Source organism: Colidextribacter sp. OB.20 (assembly GCF_009911595.1).
In the GTDB taxonomy this organism is placed as follows: Bacteria; Bacillota; Clostridia; order Oscillospirales; family Oscillospiraceae; genus Lawsonibacter.
Window position 1 is genome coordinate 12851 of sequence record NZ_QWKG01000037.1, and the last position, 20862, is coordinate 33712.

General features: G+C 60.4%; 27 protein-coding genes. 24 read left to right on the plus strand and 3 right to left on the minus strand.

All coding sequences use genetic code 11. The annotated features are described in order from the left end of the window. Nucleotides 1–5: 5 nt before the first annotated feature. The 8 genes from D1641_RS10245 to D1641_RS10280 are packed head-to-tail and all read left to right on the plus strand — an operon-like array spanning nucleotide 6 to nucleotide 5721. Complete coding sequence (locus D1641_RS10245; protein WP_160665323.1) at nucleotides 6–263, plus strand: hypothetical protein; 258 nt, start codon at nucleotides 6–8, stop codon at nucleotides 261–263. Next, complete coding sequence (locus D1641_RS10250; RefSeq protein ID WP_347707416.1) at nucleotides 260–1843, plus strand: phage portal protein; 1584 nt, start codon at nucleotides 260–262, stop codon at nucleotides 1841–1843. The genes D1641_RS10245 and D1641_RS10250 overlap by 4 nt, the downstream gene beginning before the upstream one ends. A gap of 37 nt (nucleotides 1844–1880) precedes the next feature. Next, nucleotides 1881–2336, plus strand: a complete 456-nt coding sequence (locus D1641_RS10255; protein WP_347707417.1) for an HK97 family phage prohead protease — start codon at nucleotides 1881–1883, stop codon at nucleotides 2334–2336. After that, nucleotides 2333–3946, plus strand: a complete 1614-nt coding sequence (locus D1641_RS10260) for a hypothetical protein (RefSeq protein WP_160665327.1) — start codon at nucleotides 2333–2335, stop codon at nucleotides 3944–3946. The genes D1641_RS10255 and D1641_RS10260 overlap by 4 nt, the downstream gene beginning before the upstream one ends. Then, nucleotides 3894–4220: a DUF2190 family protein gene (locus D1641_RS10265; protein ID WP_160665329.1), complete on the plus strand. Its 327-nt coding sequence runs from the start codon at nucleotides 3894–3896 to the stop codon at nucleotides 4218–4220. Before D1641_RS10260 ends, D1641_RS10265 begins: the two co-directional genes overlap by 53 nt. A gap of 15 nt (nucleotides 4221–4235) precedes the next feature. Next, nucleotides 4236–4790, plus strand: a complete 555-nt coding sequence (locus D1641_RS10270) for a hypothetical protein (protein WP_160665331.1) — start codon at nucleotides 4236–4238, stop codon at nucleotides 4788–4790. Next, nucleotides 4790–5125: a hypothetical protein gene (locus D1641_RS10275; RefSeq protein WP_160665333.1), complete on the plus strand. Its 336-nt coding sequence runs from the start codon at nucleotides 4790–4792 to the stop codon at nucleotides 5123–5125. The genes D1641_RS10270 and D1641_RS10275 overlap by 1 nt, the downstream gene beginning before the upstream one ends. Next, entirely contained in the window at nucleotides 5122–5721 is a 600-nt protein-coding gene (locus tag D1641_RS10280; protein ID WP_160665335.1) for a hypothetical protein, read from the plus strand. The genes D1641_RS10275 and D1641_RS10280 overlap by 4 nt, the downstream gene beginning before the upstream one ends. Nucleotides 5722–6192: 471 nt before the next feature. On the opposite strand, the gene D1641_RS10290 is transcribed toward D1641_RS10280, so the two are convergent. Next, the gene (locus D1641_RS10290; protein ID WP_160665339.1) at nucleotides 6193–6417 is read right to left on the minus strand and encodes a hypothetical protein; all 225 of its coding nucleotides are present in this window, start codon (nucleotides 6415–6417) and stop codon (nucleotides 6193–6195) included. 109 nt (nucleotides 6418–6526) lie between these two features. Between D1641_RS10290 and D1641_RS10295 the strand changes: the two genes are divergently transcribed. The 6 genes from D1641_RS10295 (at nucleotide 6527) to D1641_RS10320 (ending at nucleotide 12253) form a co-directional block, all read left to right on the plus strand. Beyond that, nucleotides 6527–7066: a hypothetical protein gene (locus D1641_RS10295; RefSeq protein WP_160665341.1), complete on the plus strand. Its 540-nt coding sequence runs from the start codon at nucleotides 6527–6529 to the stop codon at nucleotides 7064–7066. Further along, nucleotides 7063–7359, plus strand: coding sequence for a hypothetical protein (locus tag D1641_RS10300; RefSeq protein WP_160665343.1), 297 nt, complete (start codon nucleotides 7063–7065; stop codon nucleotides 7357–7359). The genes D1641_RS10295 and D1641_RS10300 overlap by 4 nt, the downstream gene beginning before the upstream one ends. Nucleotides 7360–7374: 15 nt before the next feature. Beyond that, nucleotides 7375–8835, plus strand: coding sequence for a phage tail sheath family protein (locus tag D1641_RS10305; RefSeq protein ID WP_160665345.1), 1461 nt, complete (start codon nucleotides 7375–7377; stop codon nucleotides 8833–8835). Between the two features lie 2 nt (nucleotides 8836–8837). Beyond that, nucleotides 8838–9353 (plus strand): phage major tail tube protein, encoded by a 516-nt coding sequence (locus tag D1641_RS10310; protein ID WP_160665347.1) that lies wholly within the window; start codon nucleotides 8838–8840, stop codon nucleotides 9351–9353. 2 nt (nucleotides 9354–9355) lie between these two features. Further along, on the plus strand, nucleotides 9356–9721 hold the full coding sequence (locus tag D1641_RS10315; RefSeq protein WP_160665349.1) for a phage tail assembly protein: 366 nt from the start codon (nucleotides 9356–9358) through the stop codon (nucleotides 9719–9721). A 144-nt stretch (nucleotides 9722–9865) separates the two neighbouring features. Next, complete coding sequence (locus D1641_RS10320; protein WP_160665351.1) at nucleotides 9866–12253, plus strand: phage tail tape measure protein; 2388 nt, start codon at nucleotides 9866–9868, stop codon at nucleotides 12251–12253. 42 nt (nucleotides 12254–12295) lie between these two features. On the opposite strand, the gene D1641_RS10325 is transcribed toward D1641_RS10320, so the two are convergent. Continuing rightward, nucleotides 12296–12697, minus strand: a complete 402-nt coding sequence (locus D1641_RS10325; protein ID WP_160665353.1) for a type II toxin-antitoxin system HicB family antitoxin — start codon at nucleotides 12695–12697, stop codon at nucleotides 12296–12298. A gap of 43 nt (nucleotides 12698–12740) precedes the next feature. After that, nucleotides 12741–12923, minus strand: coding sequence for a type II toxin-antitoxin system HicA family toxin (locus tag D1641_RS10330; RefSeq protein WP_160665355.1), 183 nt, complete (start codon nucleotides 12921–12923; stop codon nucleotides 12741–12743). 95 nt (nucleotides 12924–13018) lie between these two features. On the opposite strand from D1641_RS10330, the gene D1641_RS10335 reads away from it, so the two are divergent. The 10 genes from D1641_RS10335 (at nucleotide 13019) to D1641_RS10380 (ending at nucleotide 20758) form a co-directional block, all read left to right on the plus strand. Continuing rightward, nucleotides 13019–13342, plus strand: a complete 324-nt coding sequence (locus tag D1641_RS10335; RefSeq protein WP_160665357.1) for a tail protein X — start codon at nucleotides 13019–13021, stop codon at nucleotides 13340–13342. Further along, the gene (locus D1641_RS10340) at nucleotides 13227–14216 is read left to right on the plus strand and encodes a hypothetical protein (protein WP_160665359.1); all 990 of its coding nucleotides are present in this window, start codon (nucleotides 13227–13229) and stop codon (nucleotides 14214–14216) included. Before D1641_RS10335 ends, D1641_RS10340 begins: the two co-directional genes overlap by 116 nt. Nucleotides 14217–14226: 10 nt before the next feature. Then, entirely contained in the window at nucleotides 14227–14637 is a 411-nt protein-coding gene (locus D1641_RS10345) for a phage baseplate assembly protein V (RefSeq protein WP_160665361.1), read from the plus strand. Nucleotides 14638–14650: 13 nt separating this feature from the next. Further along, nucleotides 14651–14845 (plus strand): hypothetical protein, encoded by a 195-nt coding sequence (locus D1641_RS10350; RefSeq protein ID WP_160665363.1) that lies wholly within the window; start codon nucleotides 14651–14653, stop codon nucleotides 14843–14845. A 17-nt stretch (nucleotides 14846–14862) separates the two neighbouring features. Beyond that, nucleotides 14863–15147, plus strand: coding sequence for a hypothetical protein (locus tag D1641_RS10355; RefSeq protein WP_160665365.1), 285 nt, complete (start codon nucleotides 14863–14865; stop codon nucleotides 15145–15147). 6 nt (nucleotides 15148–15153) lie between these two features. Further along, entirely contained in the window at nucleotides 15154–15546 is a 393-nt protein-coding gene (locus tag D1641_RS10360; protein WP_160665367.1) for a phage tail protein, read from the plus strand. A 294-nt stretch (nucleotides 15547–15840) separates the two neighbouring features. Next, complete coding sequence (locus D1641_RS10365; RefSeq protein ID WP_160665369.1) at nucleotides 15841–16995, plus strand: baseplate J/gp47 family protein; 1155 nt, start codon at nucleotides 15841–15843, stop codon at nucleotides 16993–16995. A 90-nt stretch (nucleotides 16996–17085) separates the two neighbouring features. Further along, nucleotides 17086–17739, plus strand: coding sequence for a phage tail protein I (locus tag D1641_RS10370; protein WP_160665371.1), 654 nt, complete (start codon nucleotides 17086–17088; stop codon nucleotides 17737–17739). Beyond that, nucleotides 17736–19631, plus strand: coding sequence for a hypothetical protein (locus D1641_RS10375; protein ID WP_160665373.1), 1896 nt, complete (start codon nucleotides 17736–17738; stop codon nucleotides 19629–19631). The genes D1641_RS10370 and D1641_RS10375 overlap by 4 nt, the downstream gene beginning before the upstream one ends. Continuing rightward, on the plus strand, nucleotides 19628–20758 hold the full coding sequence (locus D1641_RS10380) for a helix-turn-helix domain-containing protein (protein WP_160665375.1): 1131 nt from the start codon (nucleotides 19628–19630) through the stop codon (nucleotides 20756–20758). Before D1641_RS10375 ends, D1641_RS10380 begins: the two co-directional genes overlap by 4 nt. Nucleotides 20759–20862 lie beyond the last annotated feature (104 nt).

Genomic DNA, 20862 nt, shown 5'->3' on the forward strand with positions numbered 1-20862 from the left:
GGGATATGGAGTTCATGGACGTTTCCAAAATGCCGTTTTCTAAAGAAGTGGCGGAGCATTACGGCTACACCGCTCTGGCAAACAAACGGGGTATGTGGCCGGTCCAGCCTGGTGTGCTGCAAAATCTCGCTCTGTTGCCGCAGGCATTGGACGAAAACCAAAAAATTCGGATCATATTTGACTATGACCCGAATTTCCACAGGGCGCTTGTGCAGGTGTTCGAGGATGAAGCCGCCGGGACAGGCGCAGCAGAAAGGAAGTGAGCCGCACGGGATTTTTAGATAGTTTTGCTGCCGCGGTATCCCCCCGCTGGGCCTATGAGCGGACGATGTGGCGGCAGGCCTATGAGGAGGCCCGGAGCTACGATGCCGCCAGCTCCGGTCGTATCAATGCTGGGTGGCGCGTGGTGAACGAGAGTGCGGAGCTGACAGACCGGTACAGCCGGGATGTGGTCCGGGCCCGGGCCCGCGACCTGGAGCGCAACAGCGATATTGCCCAGGCTGTGGTACACGCCTATAAGCGCAATGTCGTCGGGCGTGGCTACACCCTCCGGGCCATGACGGGTGATGACAGCCTGGACAACCAGATTGAGCGGGCCTGGAAGCGATGGTGCAAAGCCCGAAACTGCGATGTGACCGGAGAACAGTCCTTTAACAGTATCCTGCGCATGATGGTAGAGCGGAAAAAGTACGACGGCGGGATCCTCATTCATTTCTGCTACACTCCCGGCGGGTTGGTTCCCTTCAAGCTCCAGTGCCTGGAGGTGGACGAGCTGGACATTACCCAGTCTTCCCCGCGACACCGGGGCAACCGGGTGGTGGGCGGCATTGAGTACAACCAGTACCGCCGTCCAGTGGGCTACTGGTTCCGGCAGTATGACCTGGATGGCTACCAGGTTATGGACCCAATGTTCATCGAGGCAAAAAACATCTTCTTTTATAAGAACAAACACCGGCCCAGCCAGCTTCGGGAGATGTCCGATCTGACCCCCACCATCACCAGAGTACGGGACACCAACGAATTTATTACCGCCGTATCCATCAAGGAGCGCATTGCGGCCCTGGTGGGCCTGGTAATTAAAAAGACGCTGCCCACCGGGGGGACCGGCCGCAGCGCATCATCCCGGGGCCCGGATGGACAGGTGGACTACTCCGCCAAAAAGATGACCCCCGGTATGATCCTGGAGCTGGGGGCCGGGGATGATGTAGAGGTAGTGGACCCCAAAAGCGCAGCGACCGACGCCACCGCGTTCCTGAAGACCCAGCAGGGTCTGATCGGCTCAGGACAGGGCCTGTCCTATGAGGCAGTCAGCCGGGACATGAATGGCGCGACCTATTCCTCCGCCCGGCAGAACGCCCAGGAGGACGAAAACACATACACCGAGGAAATCGAGCTTCTTACTGCGTTCATGTCTGAGGCATATGAGCATTTTGTGATTTCCGGTTGCCTGACCGGGCTGTTCGCCGTTCCTGACTTCTGGGAGCGCAGGGAGGAATATTTGAGCCATACTTGGATCAAGACGCCGAAAAAGTGGATTGACCCGGTCAAGGAAGCCAACGCGGATAAAATTGCACTGCAAAGCGGTCAAAAAACATTCCAGGACCTCTGTGCCGAGCGGGGCAAGGACTGGAAAGAAGCGGTAAGTGAGATTGCGGAGGTCCTGAAATACGGCCATGAGGTCGGAGTCGATATGGGAGGTGTTATTTTTGGAGTTGGAGCGGCAGCAGCCAAGCAAGGCAGCCCTGGAGCCGGAAAAGAACCGGGGAACCCGGAGCATGGGGGAAGTTCTGGCCAGGGAGGCGGAAAACCCGGAGACACAGGAAAGCCGTCGGCGGACAATTAGTTTCTCCAGTGAGGAGCCGTACCGGCGGTATTTCGGCATGGAAATTCTGGACCATGCCGAAGGCGCGGTAAATCTGTCCCGTCTGAACACAGTGGGCGTGGTCCTGTTCAACCACAACAGGGACCAGGTGATTGGAAAGGTGCTCCAGGCCTGGGTGGAGAACGGCCGCAGCATGGCTGAAATTGAGTTTGACAGCGATGCCGAAGCAGAGAAGATTTTCAGCAAGGTCAAGTCGGGCACCCTGAAGACCACGTCTGTGCGCTATACTGTGGACGCCTGGGAGGAGGTGAAGGCCGGGGCTGTGTCCGTGGACAGGCGATTCACTGGCCCCTGCATGATAGCCCGAAAATGGACGCCCATGGAAGCGTCTATCGTTTCAGTGCCGGCAGACGCCACCGTAGGCGTGGGGCGTGCGGATGGTGGTCCTGCGGACCTGTCCCTGTATGAGAGGCAAATCCAGATCAATCAAAACAAGATGGAGGTAAGAGCATGAAAGACAAAGCAAAGTGGATCAAGCGGCAGCAGGAGATTGTAAGCGCCGCCCGCGCCGCCGGGCGGGGCCTGACTGCGGAGGAGCAGGCGGAATTTGACGCGCTCCAGCGTCAGATCGACGCGGAGCCGGACGGCCAAGACGGCGGGAAGCCTGCGGGCGGCCAGCGCGACATCTCCTCTCCTGATGGGGCCAATGTGCCCAACTTGGGCACAATTCCTGCGGATGGGGTCCGGCAGGCTCAGGCGGCGGAACGGCAGCGGGTCAGCGATATTATTGCGCTGTGCCGTCAGGCTGGCATGGAGCCGGATACATACGTCAAGAACGGCGATTCTGTAGATCAGGTTCGGGCGGCCGCTGTGGATCACCTGCTGAAGCATGGGGCTCCGGTTGTGGTTGGGGCCAGAGACTCCGGCCAGGACAATTTCCGGGACGCCGCCCGGGATGCCATGCTGATGCAGGCCGGTGTGGAGGTCGAGAAGCCCGCCCAGGGCGCCGAGGCGCTGCGGGGTATGTCCATGCGGGACCTTCTCATTGAGAGCATGGCCCGTTCGGGCGAGGGTACAACAACCGAGCTGCTGCGCCGCTCCAGGGCCGACCTGTGGGATACGGCGGTGCGTCAGTTCTTCAGCCCTACTGCGGACTTCCCGGCGATCCTGGACAACGCCATCAAGAAATCCATCGTGCAGCAGTATGCGCTGGTCCCCTGTACCTTTGAGCTCTGGACCAGCCGGGGGACGCTGACCGACTTCAAGCCCAGCAAGGAGCACGAGTACGCCCTGGGCGGCGGTGACTTCTCCAAGGTTGGCGAGGGCGGAGAGCTGAAGCACAGCAGTCTCCAGACCGAGATGCTGCCCACCCGGAAGCTGGACACCTACGGCACCACGTTCACCATGACCCGGGAGGCCTTTATCAACGATGATATTGGGTTCCTGGCCAGTATGCCCGCCCAGTACGCCCGCAAGGCCAAGCGGAAAATCAACCGCCAGGTCTATGAGCTGATCTATGAGAATCCCGCTGTATTTGATGGTGCGGCCCTGTTTGATGCGGTCCACAGAAACCTGATCGCCACGGGCTCCGCCCCCAGTATCTCTGTGCTGGAGCAGATGATCCAGCTGATGGGCAAGCAAATCGACCAGTTTGGCGAGAGCATCATGGTAGAGCCCTCCAAGGTTATCGTGCCCGTGGGGATGGGTATGTGGGTCAACCAGATTCTGGGCACCGCGGAGATTGATGTGGAGGGCATTGGCAGCCACACGGTGAACGTGCTGAACAGCCAGTACCGGAGCAAGATTCAAGTGGTCGAGGAGGGCACGCTGAACGTGCTGGCGGGTGACAAAGCCTGCCCCTGGTTCATGGCCTCGGACCCCCCGCCTGGTGAAGGGCGTGCAGGTGGATTACCTCAACGGCGTCACCACCCCCACTTTCCGCCGGAGCGAAAAGGCCGGCCACCTGGGCTTCCTCTGGGACATCTGGCTGGACTGGGGTATCAACGCGGTGGACTTCCGGGGCCTGCTACGGAACAACGGCGTGAAGCTGAACGGATAAGGAGGAGCAGATATGAGAGCAGTTTATTTCCAGAGGGGAGAGACCCTGGGCTATACCCCCACTGAGGATACAAAGGCGGGCCAGGTCGTGGCCCTGGGTACACGGATCGGCGTGGCCGCGTCGGATATCCCTGCCAATGAGTTGGGCAACGTCCATGTGGTGGGCGTATTTTCCATGGCCAAGGCGGAGGGGGAGGAGCTTGCCCAGGGTGCCGCCGTCTACTACGATTCCGTAGCGGAGGCCATCACCGCCACGGCGGACGGAAACACGCCCGCCGGCTATGCCGCCTCGCCCGCTGCCGCCACGGCCGCCACTGTGATGGTCAAGCTGTTGGGCTGATTGGAGGGCTCAGATATGAAAAAACTGATTGCCCGCCGCCCAATCCAGTACATGGGCCGGACCTACAAGTGCGGAGAGGCCGTCCCCACTGAAACCCCCCAGATGGTGGAGGCATGGCTGAGAGCCGACAGCGCCGTGTGGACGGATACGGACATGGAGGGCTTTGTCAGCGCCGTCGTCCAGGAGGCCGCCCGGCGCTCCAAGGTGAACGACTTGGCAGCGGAGGTTATCCGGTCCATGGGCGTGGATATCGAGGACGGCGCCGGGGAGTTTGTGGGCGTCTCCAGCCTGACGGAGCAGCTCCGCGCCCTGTTTGGCCCCGATAGCCGCCCGGACACAGCGGGAGAGGGCAAAACCGGGCAGGGCGGCGAAGCCCCCGCCCGGCGGACCGGCCGCTTGGATGTGGAGGACCTGGAGAAGTGGAAAAAGGCAGACCTGGAAAAGCTGGCTGAGGATATGGGCGTGGATATTTCCAATGCCCGAACCAATGCTGAGCGGGCCGCCATCCTTGCTGCGGCAGAGGTCCAGGTTTCCACCGATTCCCCTGACGATACCGGGGGTGGCCAGTGATGGCCGCTCCCAGCTTCAAGGACTGTATTGCGTCAGACGTCTCTGACATCTTCCTGGACCGGCTGGAGTTTGCGGACCTCCACACCGTCAACGGCAAAAAAATGGCGGTGCTGGTGGATGAAAACGAGCTGCTGGAGCGGGACAAGGCCAAGCAGGGTGGCCATTCAGACGGGCTTTACAAAAGCCGCCGCCTGATCTATGTGGCCCAGGCAGATTTTGGGCCGCGCCCAGCCATCAAGTCCGTACTGACCCTGGACCGGGTGGCCTATCGGGTGCGTGACTGCACAGCGGAGGCCGGGATCCTGGCCATTGAACTGGAGGCGGCAAAGACGTGAGCGGAAATGAGTCGCTGATTCACATTGATGTGGAGGAGGAGCTGCAAAGGATTATCCAGCAGCTGAACAGCCTGCCGGACCAGATTGCGGCCCCCAATATCCTGAGAAACGCGCTGAACTCTACAGCCCGCAAGGTACGTAAGCAGATGCTAACGGACGTCAAGGGTGAGTATGCCATTAAAAATACCAAGGCCCTGCGGGATGCGGCCCAGGACGGCCCCAAGGTCCTGACGGCCAGTTCAGCAAATCTGTCCGCTACTATCCGCTCCAGGGGACCCATGCAGGACATCATGTCTTTTATGACCCGGCCCAACACACAAACGGGGGCGGCAGAGGCTAAAATCCTGTCCTCTGGCAGCCTGAAGCTGCTGGAGATGGATGATCTGAAAGCATTTGTCACCAGGTTTGCCAGCGGCCACACCGCTATAGTGCAGCGGAGGGGCAAGAGCCGCCTGCCGGTAAAGAAGCTGCTGTCCCCCGCCATCCCCCACATGCTGCGCAGCGAGGCGGTGAGAGCACAGGCGGAACAGCTGACCTATGAAACCCTGCACGCCGAGATTGATAAGCGGATTGCCAAGGTTTTGGGCAGGGCGTAAAAAAGCGGCCCCAGCGGGCCGCTGTGTACGGGCACTATTGATCTTTACAACAGGACTTACAAGGTCGTAGGCCACTGTATTCTGCCATAGATACTGTGGACCGGCGGGAGTACCTGTTTCGCAGCCCACGGCATTCGGGATTTACATGATACACTTTGCAACCATCTGCGTACCATACTACATCGGACCGAGCTGAGAAAAAAGTGTCTGCGGAATAGCCACGGGAGAGGGCCAACTTATAAATATGCTTACAAGGTAAGCCACGCCGTTGAAAATCCTCACAAGAACAATGATCCAAATCGGTTTGGTAGATATCTCCATGAGTCCCCAGCATTTCAGCCATACCGGTTATTGAATCATAGGACCGGATTAAAATATTCTGAAATAGCGCTCTATCAAAACGTACATCTTGACCGTCGGCCCCATGAATTGATATATCCCATGATCCAAAAGAGGTTCCAATAGTACCACTCAAATCTGGGGGATGGAAACTTGGGGAATAGATGGACGTCTTGAGGGAGGAGCCTCATCCTGTTGGGGGGAATCCGCCGCTGTATCTGCGGTATCCAGTTCAGGGTCAGATGATTTTTTCTTTTTCGCTCTCCGCACAAGGAATATGCCAGGAATTATAAAGATTATCCCTTGCGGTAAGCAGAGCAGGCCAAAGATTACAAGAATAATTCCGCCTATTTTCATTTTGCCCTCCTTAATGTTGGATATTTTCTCAACACATTCAGTTGCGGCTATGGGCTTACAAGTCATTATAAGGAACAAAAATTTACAAGTCAAGAAGGAGACATACCCCGTGACCCAAGAATTTTTGCAGGACGCCGTAGTAGCGGACCTGAAACAGCTTTTCCAGGGAGAGACCTTAAAAAATTCCGCAGGCGTGGAGCGGCGGATCCAGGTTTTCCCCCAGGACCTGCCGATCCGGGCGGGAGCGGACATCGAGCCGGAGCCAGTGCTGGACCCCGAGGAGGACCCGGACCTGGTACCGGAGCAGCTGGAGGAGCAGCCCCCGGAGGATGTACCGGAGCCCTATGTGATTGTTCGAATACCCGGCGGGGAGCTGCCGGACCAGGACACACGCCAGCAGGTGGAGCTCGTTCTGGTGATATGCGTCTATGACCCGAACCCGAACCGCCAGGGCTTCCGGGACGCGCTCCACATCGTCAACGCCATCCTGACCCACTACGGCCAAAACGGTATTGTAGGCCGCCGGTACGAGGTGCAATACCCCATTAAGTGGGTGACACCGGAAGATGATACCCACCCCTATTATTTCGCCGGCATGGCGCTGAAGCTTGCCGCGCCAGCCATCTTCAAGGAGGTGCCAGAACCATGAGCAAAGTCCCCACTCCCCGCAAGGGGAACACATCGGCCGCAAAGCCGCCCAGAAAGGCCGCCTGCGCCCCTGACCCCGTGGCCTACTGCGGCCCCACCATCCCCGGAAAAGCGGTCCAGTTCACGACCTACTCCAACGGCCTGTCGTCCCCGCTGCTAGAGGCGGTCCAGGCCAGCCCGGTGCTGAAAGCCCTGGTGGTCCCGTTGGACCAGCTCCCGGGGGTGCGGCGGCAGCTCCAGGCCAGAGCCGGGCGGTATTACACCCTGTACTGCAAAGCGCAGGAGATTCGTTAAGGGAGGAAATGTAATATGGCATATCCCCATGGCGTTTACAATTCCGAGGTGGACACCAGCCTGACCTCGCCCATCCAGGGCAGCGCCGGGCTTCAGGTCATCTTCGGGACCGCGCCCATTCATCTGACCAAGGACCCCGCTGCGGCGGTCAACGCCCCTGTGCTGTGCTACTCCTTCGCGGAGTGCCAGCAGGCGCTGGGGTACTTCGACGATTTCAAGGCATTTACCCTGTGCCAGTCGATGGACGCCTGTTTCCGGGTGTTCAACGTGGCGCCCATCATCCTGGTAAACGTGCTGGACCCCGGCAACCCCGCCCACACCAAGGAGAATGCGGCCGAGGACTGCTCCGTATCGGACGGCCAGGCGGTGTACCGGGCGGACTATGTGCTGCTGGACACGCTCGTGGTCCAGGACGGGGAGAACACCCTGAAGCGGGACACCGACTACATAGCCGCCCATGCCAAGGACGGCAGTGTGCTGATTACCCTCCTGTCCGAGGAGGCAAAGGGCGCGGCCCAGCTGTCTGTGTCCAGTAAGAGCCTCGACCCGGCCGGCGCCACCCAGGCGGACGTCGTGGGTGGAGTGGACGCGCAGACCGGGAAAGAGACCGGTCTGGAGCTGGTCCGGCAGATCTATCCCAAACTGGGCATGACCCCCGGCCTGCTGCTGGCTCCCGGCTGGAGCCAGTTCCCCGTGGTGGCCGCGGCGCTCCAGGCCAAGACGGAGAGTATCAACGGGGTGTATAACTGCACCTGCCTGCTGGACATCCCCACAGAGGGAGAGAACGGAGCAAAGGTCTATACCCAGGTCAAGGAGGCCAAGGAGAAGTTGGGGGCCACCAGCAATCACGCCGGTGCGCTCTGGCCCTTGGTTGCAGTGGGCGACAAGGTGTATTACTACTCCGCCATGTTTGCCGCGCTCCAGGCCTACACAGACGCTCAGAACAGCGACGTGCCGGAGAACGCGTCCAACCAGGACCTGCGCATCACCGCTACGGTGCTGGCGGACGGCACGCCTGTGGTGCTGGATCAGCAGCAGGCCAACGACGTCCTCAATGCCAACGGGGTCATCACGGCAATCAACGCCAACGGCTTCAAGGCCTGGGGCAACAGCACCGCCGCCTATCCCTCCACCACCGACCCCAAGGACCGCTGGCTGAGGGTGCGCCGGTTCTTCGACTGGGACGGCAACAACTTTATCCGCACCTATCTGCAAAAGGTGGACAAGCCGGGGAACAAGCGGCTGATCCAATCCATCGTGGACAGCCAGAACATTGTGGGCAATGGCTATGTGGCCCGGGGCTACTGCGCCGGCTACCGGCTGGAGTTCCGTAGCGAGGAAAACCCGGTGACCAATCTGTTGAACGGCCACCTGACGGTCCACACGTTCCTGGCCCCCTATATCCCCGCCGAATTTATTGAGAACATCCGCGAGTACGACGTGGACGCTCTGGAGTCGGCCCTTGGAGGTGACTGACCATGAATGAAATTCCGACCAAAATCAATAAGTACAACGTGTACAACGAGGGTGAGAGGATTCTGGGCATGGGGGATGAGCTCCCCCTCCCCGGCTTTGAGTCCTCCAGCGAGACGGTAAGCGGCGCCGGGGTCCTGGGCGAGTTTGATGACCCCACCGTGGGTTACTTCTCTAACCAAGAGATGGAGATTCCATTCCGGGTCCTGGACCGGGCCGCCGTGGACATGCTGGACCAGCGGAAAGCGGTCCGTCTGACGATCCGGGGCTCCGCCCAGTCCACTAACAGCGAGGGGGATATTGTATTCCACTCCGTTCGGGTGGTGGTCCGGGGGCGGATGTCCAAGTTTGAACTCGGCAAATTCAAGGCCGGCAGCGGGATGGAGGTCAAGATCACCCTGACCCTGCTGTATATCCTCATTGAGCTGGACGGCGAGCCCATGGTGGAGCTGGACAAGCTGAACGAGGTATTCAAGATTCGCGGAAAAGACATGCTGGCTGAAATTAAGGAGATGTGCTGATTATGAAAGAAGAAAAATTGAACCCCGTCCCTGATCAGGAATCGCTCCAGGAGGCCGTTGGAGAGAGCCTAGTGCTGAAGCTGAGCAAGCCCTATGTATTCGAGGGCAGGACCTATGAGGAACTGGACCTGTCCGGCCTGGAAAATGCCACGGCGGGCGACCTGGCGCAGGCCGCTAAGATTACATCCAAGAAGCACAGAGGGCTGAATCCGGCGACATTGGAAATGGCAACGGAATACGCCGCCACCATAGGCCATCTGATGACAAAACTTCCGCTGGAGTTCTTTGAGCGTATGCCGGCCAAGGACGCTATTGCGCTGAAGGGACTGGTCGTGGGTTTTTTGTTCAACGCGGATGGGGAGGAATAACGCCGGAGACCGTCCGTAAGGGGTGTGCCGCCCTTGCCCTGCAGTTCCATAGCAGCCCGGAGTTTTTTCTCTCCATGCAGATGGACGATGTGAACGAGTACGCCGATATGGCAAAAACCATTTGGGAGGGAGTGAAGCGGGGCCGTGGCAAGAAGTAAGACCTATGAAATGCTGCTGAAAATCGCTGGCGATAACAGTTCGCTGAAAAAGGCGTGTGCCGCTGCAAGTGAAAATCTGAGCACTCTGGGTGAGGCAGCGAAAAAAGCGGGTCAAGTAGCCACCACGGCCCTGGCCGGGCTTGGGACAGCCGCAACCGGGATCGCAACTGCCGCCACTTCCGCTTACACAGAACACGAAAAAGCGGCCAACAGCCTGGCTGCGGCCACCGGGGCTATGGGGGAAGAACTGGTCAATCTGCAAGGCGCAATGGAAAGCGTTTACCAAAACAATTTTGGCGAGAGTATCGAGGACGCTGCCAATGCGGTTGCGTTGGTCAATCGGAATATCAAGGACATCCCAGCCCAGGAGATTGCGGGAGCGACAGAAGCTGCGATTGCTCTGCGGGACGCGTTCGAGTATGACGTAGCGGAAAGCACCCGCGCCGCGGCAGCAATCCGAAAAAACTTCGGAGGGTCAGCAGAGGAGGCTTTCGGCCTGATCGCAGCAGGCGCACAAAACGGCCTTGATTATTCCGGGGAACTGATTGATACCATCAACGAATATTCCAGCCAGTTTTCAAAGCTGGGATTTACCGCTGACGGTATGTTCCAGCTCCTGCAGTCCGGCGCGGACAGCACCGCGTGGAACCTGGACAAGGTGGGTGACGCGGTGAAGGAGTTCTCCATCCGGGCGATTGATGGCTCCGACAGCACAGTGGCCGCCTTTGAGGCCCTGGGCTATAACGCATCCGCAATGATGGGCACATTTGCCGCAGGTGGGGACGGGGCAAATCAGGCATTTTTCGATGTGTTAAACACCCTGATGGACATGGAGGACCAGGTGGCGCGGGACGCGCTGGGCGTATCTCTGTTCGGGACCATGTGGGAGGACCTGGGTACCGAGGCCATGGAGGCCATGGCAAGCGCCTCAGCCGGGGCCTATGACACAATGGATGCGCTGGAGCAAATCAACTCGGTAAAATACAACGACCTGGGCACCGCCCTGGAGGGGGTAAAGCGCAAGGCGGAGGCCGCGCTGGTGCGTGTTGGAGAACAGCTGGTCCCATACGCCAAGGAGGGCCTGGAGTACCTGGCGAACAATGTATTGCCGGTCGTATCCAACAAGCTGGAAGAAATCACGCCGATTGTGATCAACGCAGGCAAGGCGCTGTGGGAGAACCGGGATATTATCCTCGCCGTCGGCGGCGCAGTGATGACCGCAGCAGGGGCCTTTAAAGGGCTGCAGGTTGCAAGTGCCGCTGTCGGGGCAGTAAAAAACCTCTCCACCATCTTCAATGCGGCCTCTCAGAGTGGGGGCCTGCTATCCAGGGTGATGAGCATAGGCAATGTGAAGCTGGCCCTGATTGCTGGCGGGGCCGCAGCTCTGGCGGCAGGGTTCATCTATCTGTGGAACCACAGTGAAAAATTTCGGGCTGCTGTAACGTCCCTGTGGGTCAAGCTCCAGCCCTTGGGCGCCAGTCTGATGGACCTAGCCTCTCTGCTGGCCGGTGTCCTGGGCCCTGCTTTTCAGGTTACGGGTCTGGCGCTGATCAACGGCCTGGAAAGCGCCGTACAAATCGCGGCGCCCATCATAGAAAATGTCATCGGCATATTTACCGGGCTGCTCAATTTTATTACCGGCGTATTCACCGGGAATTGGGAACTTGCCTGGCAGGGCGTATGCGATATATTCGGAAATCTGTTCGGAGGTCTGGCCAATATCGCGAAAGTGCCCATCAACGCCGTGATCGGCGCGGTTAACTCCGTGATTGGGGCCATCAACTCCTGCGGCTTCACTATCCCGGACTGGGTGCCCGTGGTGGGCGGCAAGAGTTTTTCCATCAATCTGCCCGAGATTCCCATGCTGGCCACTGGCGGTATTGTTACCGCCCCCACCATCCTGGAGGCGGGCGAGGGCGGGGAGCCGGAAGCGATTCTCCCGCTGTCCAAGCTGGCCGCCCTGCTCCAGGGCGTGGCCAACACACCGGAGAGTTCGCCCATGGGGAACCAGGAGAACAGCCTGGAGAGCAGCCTGGAGGAAGCACCCCTGGCCCAGCTGGCCAAGCTGGTGGAAGACTGGATCAGGAACAACAAACCGGACCCGCATGGACCGGGCCGGGGCGGCGGCGGCTGGCCCCTCCCAGAGCCGCCGCACCCCGCAGCAAACGATGCACCGCCCCCGGCAGGCGGTCAAAACCCGCCCACTGCCGGCAGTGACGTCATCACCTTTGCCCCGGTATTCAATTTCTATGGTCCGACGACCCGGGAGGAGGCCGTGGAGGCCGGGCGGCTGAGTTTTGCGGAGTTCAAGCGCCTGTATGACCAGCTGAAGGCGGAGGAGCGCCGCAAGAATCTGAGCGTGGCTACACGGTAAAAAAAGTACCGCCCCTGTCACGGGGCGGCGCAGGGAGGAGATTTAGGTGGTGGCCTGATAAAGGGCGGTCAATCCATCGGTAAGCACTTTGGAAAAATTGATGTGCTGCGCCTCTGCAAAAGTATTCAGCCATGCGGGAATCGTGCAGTTTTTACGCACAGCGGTATCACCATATTTTTCGGCATAGGCGTCCATATCCAGGGAAACGAGGCTGACAAGTCCGCCGGCACCTGCATGAATATCTGCCATGGCGCTGGCCGCCGGTGCGGGCCGTCCTTCCTCCAGTTCGTCAAGAACCCATCCGCTGGCGGCGTCCTGGGCCATTAGAATGGCGTCGGCCAGGGTGGTCCCCTCTGTGACGCAGCCGGGAAGATCAGGGACCTCTACGGTGTAGCCGTCACCATCATCCCAAGGGGAAAAGATAGCAGGATATACAAGTTTCACAGAAATACCTCCAATCAATCTATATTGCCTCGGAGGGCGGGGCTTATTTCAGCCCCGCCTGTTTCCGAATCGTTTCAATCGTTTTCGGGTGAATATCACCTTTGTGTTGTGGAATTGTGACTTTTCCGGGTTTTGTCGGATGTTTGAAATGCTTGTGTGAGCCTTTTGTTTTGTGATAGTACCAGCCGTCTGCCTTGACTTCCTTTTCTATTTCCTGTGCTGTCATAATGTTTCCTCCCTATGCTTTTATTATACGCATAATGCGTACGACAGTCAAGGTGAAATTGAAAAAACATAAAAATTTTTGAGGAGGGGCGGACCATGCCTGACACCTACACCACCCGGCAGGGGGACGCCTGGGACGCCATTGCCCATCGGGTCTATGGAGACGTGAAGTACGCCGGCTGGCTGATGGAGCACAACCACCCCCATCTTGACACTTTTGTGTTCCGGGCAGGCGTGGTGCTCCAGACGCCGGAACCGCCGGAGGATGTCTCCGGTCCTGATGTGCCCGCCTGGAGGAAACCACATGAACACGAGAAAAGCAGCTGTAGAAATCGCCTGGAACGGGGCGGCCGCCGCCGGGACGCTGGGTCAGTATCAGACTTCAGCAACCTACACCGACCCGGCCAGCGGGGAGGCTGACAGCTTTGACCTCTCCCTCCATGACCGGGACCGGCAGTGGATCGGGCCGTGGCTCCCCCAGGTGGGGGACACCCTGTCCGCCGTAATCTGCCTGACCGACTGGGACCGGGCGGGAGATAACCGCTCCCTCCCCTGCGGCTCCTTCGTGCTGGACAAGTTCGATTTCTCCGGCTGGCCGGTGACAGGGAACATTGCCGGGGTATCTGTCCCTGCGGACAGCGCCTTCCGGGAGACCCAGCGGACCCGAACCTGGGAGAACATCACCGTGGAGGAGATTGGCAAAGAGATCGCCGCCCGGGCGGGAATCTCCCTGGCCTGGGATGTGGACGGAGGCCCCATCATCATCAAGAGCGAGGAACAGTCAGAGAAAACGGACTGCGATTTTTACATGGGGCTGTGTGAGACATATGGCCTGGCCATGAAGGTGTACGCGCAGAAGATCGTGGTCTATGACCGGGAAGCGTACAAGGCCCGGCCCCCAGTGGCCACGCTGACCCCCGACATGCTCCTGTCCTGGAGTTGGTCGTCCCAACTCACAGGGACCTACACTGGCGGGGAATACGCTTACACAGACCCCTCTACAGAGAAAGAGGTCAAGGTGCAGGTGGGCAGCGGCCCACGCATTCTGAAGAAGTCCGGACGGGTGGACAGCCGGGCGGACGCGGAGCGGAAGCTGTGGGCGGCCATCCACCAGGCCAATCATGGGTCAACGAAGCTCTCCCTGTCCATGCGGGGCACTGCCAGCCTGGTGGCCTCTCAGTGCGTCATGGTGGAGGAGCTGGGTTGGCTGGGCGGTAAATATTTCATTGACAGCATTATTCATCACATCGGCGGCGGCTACACGATGGACCTGGAGCTGTCCCGGGTGGAGTGAGGAGGAGAACATGCGTAACGATACCCGGGTTGGAAAAATATCAGATGTTGACCATTCCACAGGTCTGGTGCGGGTTGTCTATCCAGACCAGGACGACGCGGTGACCCAGATGATCCCCCTCCTGTCCACCGCATTCACTGGGGCCTATACAGCGCCCGAGGTGGGGGACCAGGTATTGGTCCTCCACCTGTCCAACGGCATGGCTGCGGGGGTAGTCCTGGGCCGTCCCTGGAGCGAGAAGAACAGGCCCCCGGAGGGTGCGGAAAAGCTGTACCGCCTGGACATGGACCGTACACCTGGGGCGGCCATGCTCCGTTACGACGGCAAGGCCAAGGAACTGACGCTGCACTGTGACGGCTCCATAAACATCACCGCCGGCAGCGCCATCGTCATCAACGGAAAAACCATTGATCTGAATTAAGGAGGGCGGTCTTATGCCAAACGCGGCGCGGCTCCTGGATACAGTGGACGGCACAACCGCAGGGGAGCATTCAGGACATGTCTCTCCGCACCCGCCGCTGCCCTTTTCCGGGGAGATCAGCGGGGGCTGTTCTTCCAATGTACGGACCAACGGCCGGTCCGCCGCCATTGTGACCAGCGTTATAGTCGACGCACTTGAGAAGAGGTAAAAAGGAGGGGAGGAAAAATGGCGCGGGGCAAGGCGGAGGATGCAGGCGGGCTGACGCCCGCCAAAGACGACAACGCCGCCCTGTGCCATTTTGGCCGCCGAACTTTACCGATTTTCAAGTGTGTTGACTATACCACGGAGCGGGATTCCTGTTGTGGCTCCAGCTCGGGCGCCGTGGCCGCGGGAAGCAGGTCGGTCCGAATCAATGGGCTGCCCACCACACGCCTTGGTGATGCCCTTGCGCCCCACAGCGGGAGCGGAGCGATCACCGGCGGAAGCCCGGATGTGCGGATAGGAGGTTGAGCTGACTTGATTGGTACATTTGGAACCGTACTGGTTTTCGAGGTCAGCGACAACCGGGTGCTGACCTTTAGCGGGATGACCCGGGAGGTCTCCAGCCGCTGGACTGACCACGAGGTAATGGGCGTCAAGCCCAAGCCGGAATTTTTGGGGCCTGGAAACCAGACGGTCTCCCTCACCATCACCCTGTCTTCATCCCTGGGGGTCCGGCCCAGACAGATGCTGGAACGGGTGGCCAATATGGTAGAGCGGGGCCAGGTGGAGTACCTGATTATCGACTGCAAGCCGGTGAGCAAGAATCCCTTCCGCATCACCGGATCCAGCGAGGCATGGAATACGCTCTACAACGGAGGCGAGCTGGCCCGGGCCAACCTGACCCTCACACTGGAGGAGTACACATGACAAACTCCCTGTTTTTTGATTTTCAATTAGAGTTTACCTTTTCCGATAATTGGCTGGCCGACCTGGACCGGCAGATCACCCTGCTGCTGTCCACCATATAGGGGACCATGCCGCTGGAGCGCGGGCTTGGAATCATGCAGGATTTTGTGGATAAGCCTCCGGGAGTGGTAAAAAGCCTCTATACCGCAGAGGCAGCCAAAAAGATTTCCGAGTTCATCCCCCAGGTACGGGTCCAGGAAGTGATATGGCTCCCGGCCGGGCAGGGACATTTCAAGCCAAAGGTGGTGATTACCCGTGCCTGACAACCTTCAGATGGACCAGCTGCCCGAGGTCAGCTTTATCGACGGACTGAGTGTCGATGCTCTTTGCAAGGAGATGGTGGCGGATTATGAGCGGTACATGACCCAGGCCACCGGAAACACGGTGAGCCTGGCCCAGGCCAGCCCCCACCGTATGGAGCTCTATGCCGCCGCCGCCCAGCTCTACCAGGCGATGCAGTATATCGACCGGGCGGGCAAGCAGAATCTCTTGAAATACAGCTATGGTGAATTTCTGGACCACCTGGCCGCTTTTAAGGGCCTGACCCGCCGGCCAGCCGCCTCCGCCGTGACCACGCTCCGATTTACCGCTTCCGCCGTCCGTGATACCACTATCGGGATCCCCAGCGGCACACGTGCCGCCACCCGGGAGCTGCTGTATTTCCAGACCACACAGTATGCTGAAATTCCTGCCGGGGAGCGCAGTGTGGACGTGCCGGCGGTCTGCGTTGTGCCGGGCTCGACCGGGAACGATCTCGCTGTGGGAGCTTTGGCTGAAATTGTAGACCCGCTGCCCTATGTCGCCAACGTGTCCAACATCACAGCTTCAGAGGGCGGCGCGGATACGGAGAGCGACCAGGAGCTGGTGGAGCGGATCTATCTGTTCCCCGGGTCCTATTCCACGGCGGGCCCGGAGGCCGGCTATCTCTATCACGCCAAGACCTACAACGCCAATGTGGGTGATGTGGTGGTGACCAGCGACCAGGCCGCAGGCTCTGTGGAGGTGTATTTCCTGCTGGACGACGGCTCCGCGCCCGGGCCCGAGATGGTGACAGGGCTCCAGAATTATTTGAGGGACCGTCAGATTCGGCCCATGACCGACCTGGTGACGGTTTCTGCGCCGGCGGATGTGCCGTACTCCATCGACCTGGTCTACTACATCAACCGCAGCGACAGTAACCGGGCAGTGGCCATCCAGAGGGCGGTCAATGCCGCTGTGGACGCCTACATTACCTGGCAGAGGTCCATAGGCCGGGACATCAACCCGTCCAAGCTGGCGGAGCGGGTCATGGCGGCGGGGGCCAAGCGTGTGGAGCTCTCTGCCCCCGCCTTTACCCCGGTTGCCCGGACCGGAGTGGCCAGCCTGGAGGGAGATTCCCAGGTCCGCTATGGAGGGCTGGAGGATGATTGATCTGCGAGGCAGCCGGTTTCCGACATCCTGCCCGAAAATCTCTCCAACCAGCTGGAGACACAGGCCTTCGCCTACGCCTTGGGGCGGCAGGTGGAGCGGCTGTGCGCCTGGGCGGATCGAACAAGGGTCTATGCCGCTGTGAGTGAGCTTTCGGAGGAGATTCTGGACGTGCTGGCTCTGGAGCTGCGTACTCCTGCCTACGACCAGAGCTTTCCGGTCGAGGTAAAGCGGGCGCTGATTGAGGGGACAATGGCCTTCTATACCAGCCTGGGGACTCCTGCGGCGGCGGACCGGATTCTGGAGATCATCTTTTCCGAGGGCCGCATTGAGGAGTGGTATGAATACGGCGGGGAGCCCCACCACTTCCGGGCCTATATAGAGATGACCGGCCGGCCGGTCACGCAGGAGAGCCTGGTCAGCTTTCGCAGGATACTGGCCGGTGTGAAGCGCCTGTCCAGCTGGTGGGACGGCACCATAACCGTCACTGAGCTGGACACGGACCCGATCCTGGTGGGGGCCGGGCTGGGCCTGTGCCTCTCCAGTACGGAGCTGCCGGTCCGGGACCCGCTGTATCAGGACACTGTGGTTCCGGTCTCCTCCGGAATACAGGGCCTTATCTCCATCATCCGGCCCCCGGAGCGGCCGCCGGCATTCCATGAGCGGCCCCTGGCGGCCCGGGGCCTGCTGAAAAGCAGCCTGACCATAACAGCACTGCCGGAACTGAACAGGGAGGAATCGCAATGAATGAAAATCAAACTGGATTGACCCCACTGGAAGCGGAAAAGCCCCGCAAGTACGGCGGTGCTCCCACCAAGCAGGGCCTGGAGCTGTTTACCAAGCTGGCCCTCACCGAGGACCATCTGCGCATTGCCGGTGTGCTGGTCGGCTCCGGTATCGTTTCGGATGACGTGTATATCGGGGACATGACGCAGCTGGTGGAGCCGGTGGGCGTCGGGACGTGCAGCGAGCCGATCCGAAACGGGGCCACGGTCAACATGACGGTGGAGGTCCGGTCCGACCTGAACAAGGACCTGCCCGACGGCATGACCATTCGGGAGTTTCTGATCCAGGCCTGGGACGGGGAGGAGAAGACCGCCATCTACTACGGCTGCCTGGCCGACTACCCCCAGTATATCGCCCCCTGGGAGGAGGGGTATCTGGATGTGCGCCGCTACCCGATCTCCATCCGTCTGGCCCCGTCGGTAAAGGTGGAGCTGGATGACACTCTGCCCGGCGTGGTGATGACCATTGACGACATCAAGGATTACTGTATCTCCACCCTTCTGCCCCAGCTTCTCACCGCCTCTCAAAAACAGATCGTCAACCACAATCTGACGGAGGACGCCCACCCCGACCTGCGGAAGCAGATTGAGGAGGCCCAGCAGACAGCGGACGACGCGGCGTCCGCAGCGGCAAAGGCCCAGCAGACGGCGGACAGCGCGGTACAGGCGGCGGAGAACAATTCGGGCGGCTGCGCCCTGCGGATCACCTTCGCGGAGGTGTTCGCCGGGCAGACCTATACCGTCTCCAGTGGCGGGGAGAGCTACACCGGGACCGTCCCCGAGGGGCTGGTTGTACAGGTTAAGCTGAAGCAGTGCGGCACGACCTACACCATCCGCTGCACCGATGCGGAGGGCGAGGAATATTCTTCCGCCGTGGTCACCGGGCCCTACTTCGGGCAGTACACCGCTTCGCTGCTCCCCTTCTCCGCCACCCTGGATGTTACGACCAGTCCAGACGCTGAAGTCGTAGCTGTTTGCGGAGGTCAGAGTATCAGCGGTACTGCCGGAGAATCTGGCTTCGTCTCCCTGACGCTGCCCGCCGCGGGGGCCTACACCGTCACCGCCGAGTTGGACGGCCGCGCCGCCCGGGGGACCGTAGAGGCCGCAGAGAACGGCGGACGCTATTCCATCACGCTGGACATCCCCACTACTGTACCAAAAGAGGAGGCCGGTGTATTCGATGGACACTTCTACAGCCGTATTTTCGAACCGGAGGAATGGGCAAATGGGGCCTTGCGTGTCCCCCAGACAGTCCACGGTATCCAACCCAGGCAGAGCGCGTGCATCGGCACCCTGCACCAGCGGGTAGACCGGACCGCCCTGGACTACCTGGAGCAGACTGCCGCCCAGGGCCGCACTGCCATTACCAATGCGGTCAAGGCCGCCCTGAACGCCAACAGCTCCGCGCCCGGCACTTACCCTACGGCGGAGGACGGCCATGTTCAGCTGACCTGGAACCAGGTACAGTGCTACATCCTGGAGGGGACGCTGCTTGCGGCTGAGGCCGCCGCTTCCAAGGCCAGTGAAAAGGGCTTCAACTGGCAGGACAGGGATACCACGGGGGCCCCGGAGACGGCCACTCTGGACGCAGTACTCACTGCTGCCTACCTGCCCGCCCTAGGCGGGGCTACAACGGGGATGGACAACCTGTGTACGGCCGCCGTCCTTCAAGGGCTGCGCCTGCGGAGAAAAGCCACCGGCGTGGGGACTGTGACCAGGTATGACCTGGACGGCGCTATGGTCGCCAACACCTGGGCGGCGATGGAGAGCCGGATTCACTGGGACCTGGAGGCAAAGGCGTTGGTACTGGAGGGAAGCGCACCCTTCGCCGGCGAGCTGATGGTGGTGGGATGAGCGCCCTGGAAGAGAACCGGGCCCAGCTGGCCAAGCTCCAGGCCCGGATGAAGGAGTACCAGGTACAGCTGAAGGCGGAGACAGATTCTCAGCGGCGGGCGGCACTGAAGGCGAAAATCTCCGGCTATCGGGCGGCCATCCGGGATGTGCAGGTGCAGATCGACCACCTGGACCCGCCGGCGGCCCGCAGGGCCAGGAGGGAGCAGCGGAAGCGTCTGGACATCGGGGCTCTGAACTTCGACTTTTTCGAGAGGTCCGGCGCCTGCTGGAGCGATATCGAAGGCCACAGCTGGCAGCAGGTGGAGGCCGGAGACTTTGTGGAGTTGGGCACAGGTATGGACCGGCTTCAAAGCTGGCTGGCCGAGGGGGCCCAGCGCCTCACCGACCGGCAGCGGCTCTACATAGACGCCTACTACAACCGGGGGTTCTCTCTGGAACTGATTGCCCAGGAGCAGGGGGTGGACAACTCCACCGTGGCCCGGGTGATTAAAAACGGCATGACCAGGATGCAGGAGTGGGTGGAGGCCAAGAAGCTGATCTCCACCTGCGCCGACGGCAAGGGCGGCTTTGACTGGAAGCGGTATTTGGACCAAGTCCCCGTCCTCACCGACCGTCAGCGGCAGCTCATGCTGTTGGTCCTCTCCCAATTCCCCAAAAGTCAGGCGGAGCTGGCGGACAAGCTGGAAATCCAGAAAAGCACAGTCTGCCGGACGCTGGCCCGGGCGGGACACACCATCCGCCGGCTGGACGTCCGGGGCGGCCCGCCCCTCTCCCGGCCGGAAATTCGGGAGTGGGACCAGGCGGACAAGTTCTCCCTGGCGCTCCAGACCGGGATGCCGCTGTATTTTTACTACCGCTTCTGCTTCCGGGGCCAACAGGTGGGCGGCGTGAGCCGGTACAACTATGAGCTGTCCCGCCGGCGGGAGGCCGGCGTCTCCCCGGAGGAGGTGGCCAGGGAGCTGGGCCTGAAGCCCAAGACGGTCCGGTCCGCCTACAGCCGCCTCAAACGGCAATGTGTCCAAGTTGGGCACATTCCCGCCCCCAAAGACGGCAGTATCGGGGCCCGGCTGGACCCGGAGACCTATGTGAAGCTGCAAAGGCTGGTGACGGGCTGTGCTGGTACATAAGGCCACTATGGGGGTGCTGGACAGGATTTGGGAAGGGCAGTACGCCAGAGGTCCGGACGGTACTCAAATCCCGGTAGACCGGCCGGCGGCCCTCTCCGATGTGG